We start from the raw sequence: 12986 nt of genomic DNA on the forward strand, positions 1-12986 counted from the left end.
TGTCGCCCCCCGGGTTCGTACGGGTGACGTCGTTCGCTCTCGCAGCGACGGGCATGGTCGTGCTGTTGAGCAGCTGTGCGGGGAGCGGGGAGCCGCAGGGTGCCGGCCACACCCCGGCCGCCTCGGCCCCGGTGCGGCTGTGGCCCGAACGGAAGCCCGCGCCGCAGCCGGAGACCGGAAGGGGGGAGAACCTTCCGGCGGCCGTTCCCGGGGTGCCCCGGGTGCCGTCCGGGGACATCCGCAAGGCCAATCTGCTCACCGTCGTCAAGGCGCAGGTAGCCGCTGGTTCCGCCCTGGGCGGCGGGCCGCAGTTCGACTCCGGCACCAGGAGGAGGATCGACGCCTGCGCCGCCGAGCCGGCGCACTGTCCGGTACGGAAACCCCAGTACCGCGACCTCACGGGCGACGGGAAGGCCGAACTGATCGTCGGCATCGAGGCGCCGGCGGACCACTCCCTTGCCCTGTGGGTCTTCAAGCTCGACCACGGAGTGGTCACCCGGATCATGGACGCCGGCGCGACTCCGCTGTCCGTGGAGGTCGCGAACGGCGACCTGATCCTGCGGGAGCCCACGGGCACGCCCGGGTACGACACCCGCACGGTCTATGAATGGGACACCCGGACGCGGACCATGGCCCTGCGGTCGATGGAGTTCGATCAAGCGGACTCCGCCACCCCCGTCCCGGAGCGCGCACGGTGAACGCCCGCCGACCGCGGACGCGGCTGCACCTCCCCGCCTGGACGGCGACCCTCTACTGGAAGTTCGCCGTCTTCGTCCTTGTCATGTGCTGCGTCCTCGCCACGGTGGTCGGCGTCCTGGTGCACGTCCTGGTCGGCAGGCAGACCGAGAGCCAGGCGCGCACCGCGGCCCTGTCCGAGCTGGACTCCGCCGCGGAGTCGTATGTCGCCGGGGAACCCCTCGGGCACAACGCCGCGGTGGATCCCGCGGACCTCCCCGCCTCCCTCCGCACCATGGCGCTACGGGGCGAGCGCGGCACACAGCTCGCCGATCACAGGGGCCGTCCGGCGATGTGGGCCGTCGCCCCCGCCGACGGCAAGGCGCTGGCCGTCCATATCGACTACACCCAGCGCGACGCCGCGATCCGCGGGCTGGACCGGTCCATCGTCGGCTCCTCGGCCTTCGCGATCGGCCTCACCCTCGTCGTCGGGCTGTTCGCCGTCTCCCGTATTACCCGTCGGTTGCAGCACACCGCCCAGGTGGCCCGCAGAATCAGCACCGGTGATCTCGACGCCCGGGTGGACGATCCCCGTGTCCTGCGACCCGCATACGCCCAGGACGAGGCCGCCGCGGTGGCGGCCGCACTGGACGCGATGGCCGCCACGCTTCAGAGCAAGCTGCACAGCGAGCAGCGTTTCACCGCCGATGTGGCCCATGAGCTGCGCACCCCGCTCACCGGGCTGCATGTGGCGGCAGGGCTGCTGCCGCCCGGCCGCCCGGCCGAGATGGTGCAGGACCGTATCCGGACCATGAGCCGGCTGACCGAGGACCTGCTGGAGATCTCCCGCCTCGATGCGGAAGTGGAGCAGGCCGACATCGAGGTTCACCGCCTGGGACCGCTGGCCGAGCGCGCGGTGCTGGCCACCGGGCTGGACGCCGAGGTCCGCATCACGCGGGACACCCGGGTGGAGACCGACCAGCGCAGGCTCCAGCGCGTGCTGGGCAACCTCGTCTCCAACGCCCACCGGCACGGCAGGCCGCCGGTCGTCCTGACCGTCGACGGTCCCGTCATCACCGTGCGGGACCACGGGGACGGCTACCCCGACCAGCTGCTCGACCACGGCCCCCAGCGCTTTCGCAGCCAGTCCGGCAGCGGCCGCAAGACCGGACACGGTCTCGGGCTGACCATCGCCGTGGGACAGGCCCGTGTCCTCGGTGCCACGCTGCGGTTCTCGAACGCGCCGGACGGCGGAGCCGTCGCGGAACTCGTCCTCTCGCCGCCGGTCCCGGGGCCGCGGCTTCCCCAGCCGACGGGGAGCGGCGACGCCTAGAAAACGGCGCCGTTCACCAGCTCGGCCCGGGTGCCCGTGGCCCCTGGGCCCGCTCGGCCGTCGGAGTGTCCACGCCCGGGCGACAAGCGCAGAATGAAGAGAGCCGCTCAGCCGTCCGGCGGGCGGACCGGCCACTTTGCGCGGCGGGTGGAAGGGAAAGCCGGTGCCATCAGATCGGCCGAGCGACGAGAAGGCCCGTGGTCCGCTCTGGTCCGAGCCCGGGTCGCTGCTGGAACATGTGGCCGTCGCCGTGTTCGGCATCGATGACGCCAACCGGATCTGCTACTGGGGCCCCGGTGCCCAGGAACTCTTCGGCTACCACGCCGCGCAGGCGCTGTCGGAGCCCGGCGCCCTCCTCCTGCCCGGGCCGCCCGGGGGAGGCCCCGACGCCTGCACCCGCATGGCAGAGCGGGGCCGGACCCTGGGGTACTGGCGTGGCCGTCTGCACGCCACCCATCAGGACGGCACGGTCTTCGACTGCGGATTCCGTGTCTTCCCGGTGACCGGCGTCGCCGGAGGTTCGGTGGTCATGGCCCTGGCGAGCCGCGGCGACGAGCTGGACCGGGTGAAGACCAACCTCGCCTTCCTCGACGCCCTCTTCGAGACCTGCCCCATCGGCCTGGCCATGTTCGACGAGGAACTGCGTTACCTCCACCTCAACCAGGCGCTCGCCGATATGAACGGGCTCCCCATCGAGGAGCACCTCGGGCGGCGCCTCGCCGAGATCATGATCACCTCGGACGGCGGTGAGTACGAGCGCATGCTGCGCGCCGTCGTCGCGGAGGGCAGGCCCGTGGCGGGGGTGCGGGTGGGGATGCGCACCCGGGGCCATCCGGACCGGGACAAGGTCTTGTCGGTGAGCTTCTTCCCGCTCACCCAGGCCGTGGGCACGCGCCAGGGAGTGGGCGGTCTGCTGGTGGACGTGACCGACCGGGAGCAGGCCATCGTGGAGGCGACCGCCACCCGTCAGCGGCTGGCGCTGCTGGACCGGGCGTCCGCCCGGATCGGCACCACCTTGGATGTGAAGGTCACGGCCCAGGAGCTGGTCGAGGCCGCGGTTCCGGACTTCGCCGACGCGGCCGTCGTGGAACTCGTGGAGTGGATGGACGAGAGCGCGGCGTTCGACCCGGCCCTGCCGGTGAACACCCGGCGCATCGCCTCCGGCACCGTCCTGCCCCCTCCCGCGACGGAAGTGGTGAGCGGGGTGGAGACCGTGCACTATGCGCCGGGCTCCGCCATCCACCGGATGCTGCGGAACGGCCGTCCGATCTGCGTACCGGTGAACCAGGAGTTCATGGTCCGGACCGTGCTGAACGACGTGCGCGCCCGGTTGCTGGCCGACAGCGGTCTGGACTGCCTCCTCCTCGCCCCGCTCATCGCCCGGGGCACGGTGCAGGGCATCGCCGTGTTCGGCCGTTCCGCGGCCCGACCGACGTTCACCGAGGAGGACCTCAGCCTGGCCGGCGAGCTCGCTTCCCGGGCGGCGCTGTGCCTGGACAACGCGCGGCTGTACAGCCGGGAGAGAGACATCGCGCTCACCCTCCAACGGGCCCTGCTCCCCAGCTCACTGGTGACCGGCCCGTACATGGACATCGCGCACCGCTACCTCCCTGGCAGCCGCGTCACCGAGGTCGGCGGCGACTGGTACGACGTGATCCCGTTGTCCGGCCACCGAGTTGCCGTGGTCGTCGGTGACGTCATGGGACACGGTGTGTCGGCCGCCGCGGCCATGGGCAGGCTGCGGATCGCCGCCAAGGCGCTGGCCCGGCACGACCAGGAACCGGACGAGCTGCTCACCGAACTCGACCAGTGCGCCGACGAGGCCGGCATCGAACTCGCGACCTGCCTCTACATCCGCTACGACCCCACCACCGGACGCACCCGGATCGCCAGCGCCGGCCACCCTCCGCCCCTCGTCCTGCGCCCGGACGGCCGGACCCAGCTCATCGACGAAGTGCTGGGCGTCCCGCTCGGCGTCGGCGGCTGTCCCTTCCGAACGACGGAGATCGAGCTGCCCGACGACGCCACCCTCGTGCTCTATACCGACGGCCTCATCGAGGCACGGGGCCACGACATCGACGAGGGGCTGAACGCACTCCGTGAGGAACTGGGCCGGCCCGCGGCCTCGTTGGAGGCCATGGCGGACGGCATCCTCGCGCGGCTCGTACCGAGTTCCCCGAGCGACGACACGGTCCTGCTGCTCGCCCGGGTGCACCGTATGCAGCGGTGACGGCGCGCGGCGAGGGCGTGTGAGGCAGGCCCCGGCGCCGGCTGCCTTCCGTCCCGCGGCCGGGTCGCGGTCAGTCCGCGCGGCCGGTGGCCGCCACCGTCACGCCCAGACCGATCATGGCGAAGCCGCCCGCACCGCCGATCATCGACAGACGGCGTTCGGAACGCGCGAACCAGTGGCGGGCCGCCGAGGCCGTCAGCCCCCATACCGTGTCCGTGATCAGGCCGATGCAGATCGGGACCAGGCCCAGGATGAGCATCTGGGCGGGCAATCCGCCTGCCGCATGATCCACGAACTGGGGAAGCACGGCGGCGAAGAACACGATGCCCTTGGGGTTGGTGACGCCGACCAGAATGCCGTCGGCGATCGTCCGCAGATCGCCGCGGGCAAGCTGTCCGGGCTTGTCCACGGCGCCCATCTTCATGTCCTTGCGGTGCCGGAACGCCTGGACTCCGAGGAGGACAAGGTAGGCCGCGCCGGCCAGTTTCACGGCGAGGAAGACAGCTACGGACTGTTCCACCAAGGACCCGAGACCGAGCGCCACGGCGGCCACCAGCAGATACGAGCCCAGCACATTGCCCAGGACCGTCGCCAGTGCGGTGCGGCGGCCGTGCGCCAGAGCCCGGCCGATCACGAACAGCACACTGGGGCCCGGAATCACGATCACCAGCAACGACATCGCCGCAAACGCAAGCAGCCGGTCGGTCGACACCATTTCTCTCACCTCGGCGACCATTGAAGCAGCTGAAACGCGATTCCCCACCTCCTCGTCCGTCGATGATCCGCCCCGGCCCGCAGGTGGGCGGGCCGGATCCCGCCGAGGCCTGGCCGAGAGCATGCGGAACGGGGCGCCCTCGCGCGTACCGTCGAGCAGGAGGGGCGCGGATCGCGGATATCACGCCGGCCACCGAAGTGTCGGAACCCACCGGGGTGGTCGGACCCAAGTCGGCGCACAGCCACCGCCGTTCGGGCAGTTCGGGCCGGGCTCGTCGGGGCCCTCGCCGTGATGGCGGCCGGGCCGCGGGGGAGGGGGCTCAACGGGCCCCTGCTGCCCTCTCGGGCCGTCGGCGGCCGGGACTGCCGGCGGTCACAGCGCCACGATCACGGCGTATGCGATGAAGAACGCTGCGCAGAGCACGACGATGATGCCGAGGATGACGACCGGGCCGGTGGCCCAGCCCCGTGTCTGCTTGTCGCGGGGGCCGGTCTCCGCCCCCGTGCTGCCCTCGCCGGGCGGGGTTTCCCCGGGCGGCATGCCACCAGGGGGGGCGTCGGGGGTGCGGTGTGGGTCCGGGTCGGAATATTGGGCGCTCATACCGACAGTTTGCCCGATTTCGACCGAATTGGTCGCCCCGGCCCGTCGCCTCGCCGGTCAGCGGTCGGCGATGTCCTCGCGGAGGCCGTCGGAGAACTCCCACCACGACAGGGGAAGCCAGTCCCCGTTCACGAATGCATCGACGGTGGCGCCGCGACCGCGGACGGTAACCGTCGTTCCGGGCGGGTACGAGGCGCCGGACAGGCCGAGCACGGGGACGAGCAAGGTCCCGAGCCGCTGAGCTGCCATGTGTCGCCCTTCCTCTCGTTTCTCGGTGCGTGCGACATTGCGATACCCAGAGTGGATATTCGCTCTCACATTACCGGCTTGCCCCGTCTCGTAGACCGGAGAATCATGAGTGATAGGTCACGTTAAAAGTGGAGAAATGCGCGTGCTCTTCGCCGAGCGGGAGGTGGCAGCACATGAAAGGCGTCGTCTACAAAGGACCGTTCACGGTGGCGGTCGAGAATGTCGAGAGGCCCAGCATCCAGCACCCCAACGAGGTGATCGTAAAAGTCACCTCCACGGCGATCTGTGGCTCGGACCTTCATATGTACGAGGGGCGTACGGCGGCCGAGCCGGGCATCGTGTTCGGTCACGAGAACATGGGAATCATCGAGGAAATCGGCCAGGGCGTCACCTCCCTCAAGGAGGGCGACCGTGTGGTCATGCCCTTCAATGTCGCCTGTGGGTTCTGCACCAATTGCGTCGAGGGATTCACCGGATTCTGCCTGACCGTCAATCCGGGATTTGCGGGCGGCGCTTACGGCTATGTCGCCATGGGCCCCTGGGAGGGCGGCCAGGCGGAATACCTTCGCGTTCCCTACGCCGACTTCAACTGCCTGAAGCTGCCGCCGGGAAACGAGCACGAGACCGACTTCATCCTGCTCGCCGACATCTTCCCCACCGGCTACCACGGCTGTGAACTCGCCCAGGTACGCCCGGGCGAGAGCGTCGCGGTGTACGGCGGCGGGCCGGTCGGGCTCATGGCCGCCTACTCGGCTCTCCTGCGCGGAGCGTGCAAGGTCTTCGTCGTGGACCGGGTTCCCGAGCGGCTGGAGAAGGCCCGGGAGATCGGCGCGGTTCCGGTCAACTTCTCCGAGGGCGACCCGGTGAAGCAGATCAAGGACCAGACGAAGGGCATCGGCACGGACAAGGGCGTGGACGCCGTCGGCTATCAGGCGATGGCGCACGGCGAGACCCGCGAGGAACCGGCGACCGTCCTGAACTCGCTCGTCGACACGGTCCGGGCCACCGGTGCCCTCGGCGTGCCGGGCCTGTATGTGCCGGCCGACCCGGGAGGCCCTGACGAGCAGGCCAAGCGGGGCATGCTCCTCGTATCGATCGGCAAGCTCTTCGAGAAGGGGCTGCGGATGGGGACGGGGCAGTGCAACGTGAAGCGCTACAACCGGCAGCTGCGCGACATGATCATCGAGGGCCGGGCGAAGCCGAGCTTCGTCGTCTCGCACGAACTCCCCCTGGACCAGGCCCCCGCGGCCTACGACAAGTTCGACAAGCGCATCGAGGGCTACACGAAGGTCGTCCTGCATCCCTAGACCTGGCGGCCGCGCCACTTCGACGCGCCGCTGCGACGGGCCGGTCCCGGAGAGGACCGGCCCGTCACGCTGATCCCACCGCCACCGCCACCGCCACCGCCACCGCCCCACCGCGCGCTCGGAGGCAGCTGTGGGCCCCGGGCCCGGCACCCCGGCCGGCTCTGTCTGAACCCATGACGACGGGGTACGCGAGCTCCACTGGTCCACAGAAAGGCGGAGATCGTGACCGAACCGAACGCGTTGAACGTCGAAGTGAACGTCACCGAGCCGGAGGTGGCGGTGGTGACCGTCTCGGGCGACCTGGACGGCGAGACCGGGACCTCCCTGCACCACCAGCTGGCCAACCAGATCGTGCACGGCAGGCGGTATCTCGTGCTGGACCTGCGCGCCGTGCCGTTCATGGACTCCTCGGGGCTGAACATCATCATCCGCGCCTCCAACGAGACCAAGCGTCTTGACGGGAGCCTGCACCTCGCGGCGGTGTCCGATGTCGTGTTGCGTCTGCTCGATCTGACCGGGATCAGCGTGACCACCCCGGTCCACGCGAGCCCCGAGGACGCCCTCGCCGAGATCGCGTCACAGCAGGCGGCCGAGCCCGAGCCGGCGGAAGGCCTCCACTCCGCGCAGCGCTGATCTCGCCTGCCGTATGGCACTTGGAGCCCAGATCTGCCCACGGCCTGGCCGTGCCTGCCCGCAGGCGCATGGACGGTAGTCGAGTGACCCAGGAGTGTGATGGTGACCACGAGCCGTGGTGCGCGGATTTCACCAACGCGGCCCGCGCCATGATGATGGCCGTCGGCTGCATACAGGCACAGCGCTGCCACACCAACACCTGCCCCGTCGGAGTGGCGACCCAGGACCCGCGCCGGGCGCGCGCCCTCGACGTGGATGACAAGTCCGCCCGCGTCCACAGATTTCAGCGGTCCACGCTGGACTCCGCCCTACAGATGATGGCCGCCATGGGCGTCCAGCACCCGGGCGAGCTGCGCCCCCACATGCTGCGCCGCCGTATCGGCCCTGCCACGGTCCGCTCGTACGAGGACCTGTACGACTGGCCTGCCCCGGGGGAGCTGCTGGCCGAGCCACCGCGTGACTGGGCCGCGGACTGGGCCGCGGCCGACCCCGACCACTTCAGTGTCTGAGAAAGGACCCTTCTCCATGGCGCGCACCGTCGCTCACGTCCTCGTCGACTCGCTGGCCCAGCTCAAGGTCCGGCAGGTCTTCGGAGTGGTCGGGGACGCCCTCAACCCTCTGACCGACGCCCTCTCACGATCCGACGACCTGGAATGGGTCGGTTGCCGGCACGAGGAGGCCGCGGCCTTCGCGGCCGGAGCCCAGTCCCAGCTGACCGGCACCCTGGGCGTGTGCATGGGGACCGTCGGCCCCGGTTCGGTGCATCTCCTCAACGGCCTCTACGACGCGGCGAAGAGCCATACCCCGGTTCTGGCCATCGCCGGACAGGTACCACTGGCCGAGATGGGCAGCGATGCCTTCCAGGAGGTGGACAACGACCTGTTGTTCCGCGATGTCGCCGTCTACCGCGCGACGATCACCGCACCCGACCAGCTGCCCGTGATGCTGGAGAACGCGGTGCGCGCGGCGCTGGCCCGCAAGGGCGTGGCGGTACTGACGGTGCCCGCGGACCTCGGCGACCGGGAGGTTCCGCACGACCGCGCGCCGCGGTTCGCACTGCCGCCCTCCAGCAGCCGGCCGGACGATCCGGTGCTCGACGAGGCCGCCGAGGTTCTGAACGCGGCTGAGCGGGTCACGCTGCTGGTGGGCACCGGCGCCCGGCACGCGCGCACCGACGTGCTGGAGTTCGCCGAGCGGCTGGCCGCGCCGATGGTGCTCACCCTGAAGGCCAAGGAAGGCTTCGAGGACGACAATCCGTACCAGGTCGGCCAGACCGGGCTGATCGGCAACCCGGCGGCGGCCAAGGCCCTGGACGACGCCGAAGTGCTGGTGCTGCTCGGCACGGATTTCCCGTACCGGGAGTGGTATCCGGCCGGCAAGAAGGTCATCCAGGTCGACCTCGCGCCCGAGCACATCGGCCGCCGGGTCCCCGTGGACGTCGCCCTGGTGGGCGATGTCGGCCCCACGGTGCGTGGCCTGCTCGGCCGGCTGACCGGGCAGCCGGGGACATCCCACCTCGACCGGGCCAGGGACCGGTTCGACAAGTGGTACCGCTCGCAGCTCAAGCTCGCCGTTCCCGGTCACGACCAGGGGCTGATCGGCAAGGCGCGCGCCACCCTGGACAACCGTGACCATCTGATCCGGCCCGAGGCGCTGGCCAGGGCGGTCGACGAGGCAGCGGCCGACGACGCCGTCTTCACCTCGGACACCGGTATGGCCACCGTGTGGCTCTCCCGCTTCATCCGGATGCGGGGGACACGCAGGCTGCTGGGCTCCTACAACCTCGGCTCGATGGCCAACGCGATGCCCCAGGCCCTGGGAGCACAGTTCCTCGACCGGGACCGGCAGGTGGTGGCGTTCTGTGGTGACGGTGGGCTGAGCATGCTGCTGGGCGATCTGATGACCCTGCGCACCTACCGGCTGCCGGTGAAGCTCGTGGTCTTCGACAACCGCCGGCTGGGCATGGTGAAACTGGAACAGGAGCAGGCGGGCCTGCCGGAGTTCGGTACCGAGCTGGACAACCCCGATTTCGCCGCGGTGGCCAGGGCGCTGGGCATCACGGGCATCCGCGTCACCGACCCCGTCGACCTCACCGACGGCGTACGCGAGGCGTTCGACACCGACGGCCCGGTGCTGCTGGACGTGCTCACCAATCCGGACGAGATCTCCCTGCCTCCCAAGCCGACGGCGAAGCAGGGCTGGGGCTTCGCCATGGCGAAGGCCAAGGAGTTCCTCCGCAGCGAGGGGGACACCGGCTGATCCTCCTTATTTGCTGGGTCGTGTCGTGGGGTCAGCCGGGCCCGCGCCGACCCCACGACACGACCTAGCGCTTCTGAGCTCGGTACCGCTTGAGAAGGGCGGTGATCTTGACGTAGTCCGCCTTGCCGTTCAGTTCGCTGAGGAGATCGTCCGGGCAGAGTTCGTAGTGATCGCCCCACCACCGACGTCCTCGGCTGTCCCAGATGCGGTAGCCACCCGGCACTCCTCTGGCCACGTACCGCCGCCTGCTCACGATGCCCCCCGACCCCTGCACTTGTGCCGCCCCACCTGCACGCTTCCTCCCCGCGCCGACAACGACCGCACCATAGCGCGTGGATGGCGCGAGCAGCTTCGGGCGTTGAGGCACAGATCAGTCGACGTCCATGTCCGCGTCCGTGTCCGCGGGCAGGTGTGGCAGGCGGAGGTGGGCCAGGTCTGCGGGAGCCGGGCTGGTGTGGGGCCACAAGGGGGTGACGCCGGCGTCGGTCGCCGCGGGGGCATCGGTCAGGCGCATGCGCTCCCGCAGCCTGCCGTAGAAGTCGGTCGGTCCGAGCCGCACGACGCGCAGGCGCTGCGGAGCCGCGTAGACGCCGATCCAGTCGCCTGGATCCAGGACGCCGCGCAACTGCCCGTCGACGCTCACCGCCGCGCGGCCGGAGTGCCCCAGGACGCGCAGGGCGACGGCCTCGTCGGGGGCGGCGACCACCGAGCGGTTGAAGGTCATGTGCGGGGCGACGGGGGTGAAGACGATGGCGTCGGCCGCGGGGGAGATGACGGGACCGCCGGCGGCGAAGCTGTAGGCGGTGGATCCGGTGGGGGTGGCGACCAGGACGGCGTCGGCGGAGTAGGAGGCGAGGAGCCGGCCCGAGAGGTACACGCCGAGGGATACCTGCCGGTCGCGTGCCAGTTTCTCCAGGACGATGTCGTTGAGTGCCGTCACGTTCAGGGCCACCCCCCAGTCCAGGGCGACGGCACACTCGGGACGCACCAGGGGAGGCGGGAGCGCGGGGCCCCGGCCGTAGCGCAGGAGGGCTTCCATCCCCACGGGGAGCCCCAGCGGCCGGGACGCCCGCATCGTCAGCATCAGACGGGTCTCGATGTCCACCTCGCCGCGGTGTACGGAGTCCAGCGCGCATTCCACGTCGTCGGCCGGGACTTCGGTCAGGAAGCCGAGGGTCCCCAGGTCGACACCGAGGACCAGCGCGTCGTTCTGTGCGGCCAGACGGGCTCCGCGGAGGAAGGTGCCGTCCCCGCCGAGCGTGACGATCAGGTCGGGGTCACCGGCAGCCTCCACTTCCGCCCGCGCATCCCGCCGTTGTTCGTCCTGACTCCACACGTCGATGGCGACGCAGCCGACGCCCTGGCGTACGCACCACTGCCGGACGACCTCGGCGGCCGTCACGGCGTCGGGGCGCCCTCCGTGGACGACGATGCCCACCCGTTGCACGCTCACGCGGCCTCCGCTCCCTCTGGGCTCCCGGTTCGGAGAACGAGGAGCCCCATTTGGGGGTGTCTGTGCGCATTCACAGGCATCTTAACGGGGCGACATGACCTCCATGGGTGTGCCGATCCGTTCTCGCGAACAGGGTTCCCCGGCTCGCCCCGGAACGACGGGAACGTGATCCCTGCACACCGTCACCACGACCACACCGTCACCACGACCGGCCGGCCATCACCCGCACAAGGCGGCGTCGACGGTGGCGAGGACATCGGCGGGGCCCTGTTTGACGGGCGCCTGGTCGGCGGTGGCGGCGATCGTGACGGCGCGGCCGTCATCGGTGACACCGGTGCGCGTGTGGTAGCCGGGGATGTCACCGCCATGGCCCCACATCAGCCCGCCGCAGCTCAGCGGGGTGCTGACCACGCCCAGCCCGTACCGGGCACCGGGCCACAGACCGGCGGGGACGGTGGTGCGCATCTGGGCGAGCTGGGCGGGTTCGAGGAGCTTGCCGCCGGAGAGGGTGGAGAAGAAGCGGTTCAGGTCGCCCGGCGTGGAGACCATTTGTCCGGCGGCCCAGGCCCAGGAGGGGTCCAGCTCCGTGATGTTCTTCAGCGGCGCTCCGGGCTTCGCCGCGTAGTAGCCCTCGGGATGGGCTTCCCGGATGCCCTCCTCACCCACGCCGGGGAAGTAGGTGTGACGCAGCCCGATGCGCTCGATGACCCGGTGGGTGATCTGCTCGGCCAGCGGGCGGCCGGTGACCTTCTCGATGAGCAGGCCGGCCAGGAGGTAGTTGGTGTTGCTGTACTCCCAGTCGGTCCCGGGAGCGAAGCTCGCCTTGTGCGCCAGCGCCAGGTCGAGCAGGGCGCGGGGCTGGACGTAGGTGTGGCGCTCCTTGCCGGCGAAGTCACCGGCGAAGTCGGTGTAGTCGGGCAGTCCGCTGGTGTGCTGGAGCAGCTGACGTACCGTGATGCGGCGACCGTCGATGCCTTTGCCCCGCACCAGGTGCGGCAGGTACTCCTCAATGGGGGCGTCGAGGGCGACCTTGCCTTCGCCGACCAGTTGCAGGACGACCGTGGCGGTGAAGGTCTTGGTGTTGCTCCCCACCCGTACCTGTCCGTCGGCCGGTACCTTCGCCCCGGTCCTCAAGTCCGCGACACCGGCGGTGTAGTCATGGGTGTGCCCGTGACGGCCGACGGCGGCGGCCAGGGCGGCGGGGTACCTGTCGTCGTGGACCAGGCGGTCCAGACCTCGCTGCACGACATCACCGGAGCCGCGTGCCGGTGCCGCAGACGTCGGCAGCGTGCCGCCCACGGCCAGCGCGGCAGCCGTCACGACCGCCATCGTGATCAATCGCCGTGACCTGAACGACGACCTGTGAACTCGCCGTAGCTGACGGGGACGATCGGGCAGAGAACGGTCGGGCATGGAACCCCTCCTGGTGCAACCTGCGAGGCATGACGGACATCCGGACTCGTTCAGCCTGCGTGCTCAAGAGCCCCCTCATCGATCCGGGCAGCGGGCCCATGCAAAGTAGGGATAACCCC

Annotated in this window: 12 protein-coding genes and 1 pseudogene; 7 read left to right on the top strand and 6 right to left on the bottom strand. The window is 70.4% G+C overall.

Features of this window, described 5'->3' with window-relative positions; genetic code table 11:
* The first annotated feature begins 23 nt into the window (after positions 1–23).
* The 3 genes from M8I34_RS21345 to M8I34_RS21355 all read left to right on the top strand — a co-directional run bounded on the left by M8I34_RS21345 (position 24) and on the right by M8I34_RS21355 (position 4238).
* On the top strand, positions 24–698 hold the full coding sequence (locus tag M8I34_RS21345; RefSeq protein ID WP_250051276.1) for a hypothetical protein: 675 nt from the start codon (positions 24–26) through the stop codon (positions 696–698).
* Positions 695–2008, top strand: a complete 1314-nt coding sequence (locus tag M8I34_RS21350) for a HAMP domain-containing sensor histidine kinase (RefSeq protein WP_250051278.1) — start codon at positions 695–697, stop codon at positions 2006–2008. The genes M8I34_RS21345 and M8I34_RS21350 overlap by 4 nt, the downstream gene beginning before the upstream one ends.
* 163 nt (positions 2009–2171) lie before the next feature.
* Positions 2172–4238, top strand: coding sequence for a SpoIIE family protein phosphatase (locus tag M8I34_RS21355; protein WP_250051280.1), 2067 nt, complete (start codon positions 2172–2174; stop codon positions 4236–4238).
* A 70-nt stretch (positions 4239–4308) separates the two neighbouring features.
* On the opposite strand, the gene M8I34_RS21360 is transcribed toward M8I34_RS21355, so the two are convergent.
* The 3 genes from M8I34_RS21360 to M8I34_RS21370 all read right to left on the bottom strand — a co-directional run bounded on the left by M8I34_RS21360 (position 4309) and on the right by M8I34_RS21370 (position 5802).
* The gene (locus M8I34_RS21360) at positions 4309–4953 is read right to left on the bottom strand and encodes a LysE family translocator (RefSeq protein ID WP_250051283.1); all 645 of its coding nucleotides are present in this window, start codon (positions 4951–4953) and stop codon (positions 4309–4311) included.
* 372 nt (positions 4954–5325) lie between these two features.
* Positions 5326–5553, bottom strand: coding sequence for a DUF6480 family protein (locus M8I34_RS21365; protein WP_250051285.1), 228 nt, complete (start codon positions 5551–5553; stop codon positions 5326–5328).
* A gap of 57 nt (positions 5554–5610) precedes the next feature.
* Positions 5611–5802, bottom strand: a complete 192-nt coding sequence (locus M8I34_RS21370; protein WP_030985652.1) for a hypothetical protein — start codon at positions 5800–5802, stop codon at positions 5611–5613.
* A 173-nt stretch (positions 5803–5975) separates the two neighbouring features.
* On the opposite strand from M8I34_RS21370, the gene M8I34_RS21375 reads away from it, so the two are divergent.
* The 4 genes and pseudogenes from M8I34_RS21375 (at position 5976) to M8I34_RS21390 (ending at position 10001) form a co-directional block, all read left to right on the top strand.
* Positions 5976–7109 (top strand): glutathione-independent formaldehyde dehydrogenase, encoded by a 1134-nt coding sequence (locus M8I34_RS21375; RefSeq protein ID WP_250051286.1) that lies wholly within the window; start codon positions 5976–5978, stop codon positions 7107–7109.
* Positions 7110–7331: 222 nt separating this feature from the next.
* Positions 7332–7742, top strand: a complete 411-nt coding sequence (locus tag M8I34_RS21380; RefSeq protein WP_250051288.1) for an STAS domain-containing protein — start codon at positions 7332–7334, stop codon at positions 7740–7742.
* A gap of 122 nt (positions 7743–7864) precedes the next feature.
* Positions 7865–8251: pseudogene (locus M8I34_RS21385) on the top strand (glutamate synthase-related protein); the annotation flags it as partial.
* A 16-nt stretch (positions 8252–8267) separates the two neighbouring features.
* Positions 8268–10001 carry a thiamine pyrophosphate-dependent enzyme gene (locus M8I34_RS21390; protein ID WP_250051291.1) on the top strand — a complete coding sequence of 578 codons (1734 nt, stop codon included), beginning with the start codon at positions 8268–8270 and terminating at the stop codon, positions 9999–10001.
* Between the two features lie 64 nt (positions 10002–10065).
* On the opposite strand, the gene M8I34_RS21395 is transcribed toward M8I34_RS21390, so the two are convergent.
* The 3 genes from M8I34_RS21395 to M8I34_RS21405 form a co-directional block, all read right to left on the bottom strand.
* Entirely contained in the window at positions 10066–10254 is a 189-nt protein-coding gene (locus M8I34_RS21395; protein WP_250051293.1) for a hypothetical protein, read from the bottom strand.
* 117 nt (positions 10255–10371) lie between these two features.
* The gene (locus tag M8I34_RS21400; RefSeq protein WP_250051294.1) at positions 10372–11454 is read right to left on the bottom strand and encodes an NAD(+)/NADH kinase; all 1083 of its coding nucleotides are present in this window, start codon (positions 11452–11454) and stop codon (positions 10372–10374) included.
* A 219-nt stretch (positions 11455–11673) separates the two neighbouring features.
* Entirely contained in the window at positions 11674–12783 is a 1110-nt protein-coding gene (locus tag M8I34_RS21405) for a serine hydrolase (RefSeq protein WP_250051416.1), read from the bottom strand.
* Positions 12784–12986: the final 203 nt, after the last annotated feature.

Origin of the sequence: Streptomyces sp. MCA2 (genome assembly GCF_023544705.1) — a bacterium.
Taxonomy (GTDB): Bacteria; Actinomycetota; Actinomycetes; order Streptomycetales; family Streptomycetaceae; genus Streptomyces; species Streptomyces decoyicus.

What these genes read in the sequence shown, in the direction of transcription:
- M8I34_RS21360 (WP_250051283.1), bottom strand. Translation starts at nt 4,953, where the DNA reads ATGGTGTCGACCGACCGGCTGCTTGCGTTTGCGGCGATGTCGTTGCTG.
- M8I34_RS21365 (WP_250051285.1), bottom strand. Translation starts at nt 5,553, where the DNA reads ATGAGCGCCCAATATTCCGACCCGGACCCACACCGCACCCCCGACGCC.
- M8I34_RS21370 (WP_030985652.1), bottom strand. Translation starts at nt 5,802, where the DNA reads ATGGCAGCTCAGCGGCTCGGGACCTTGCTCGTCCCCGTGCTCGGCCTG.
- M8I34_RS21375 (WP_250051286.1), top strand. Translation starts at nt 5,976, where the DNA reads ATGAAAGGCGTCGTCTACAAAGGACCGTTCACGGTGGCGGTCGAGAAT.
- M8I34_RS21390 (WP_250051291.1), top strand. Translation starts at nt 8,268, where the DNA reads ATGGCGCGCACCGTCGCTCACGTCCTCGTCGACTCGCTGGCCCAGCTC.
- M8I34_RS21405 (WP_250051416.1), bottom strand. Translation starts at nt 12,783, where the DNA reads ATGGCGGTCGTGACGGCTGCCGCGCTGGCCGTGGGCGGCACGCTGCCG.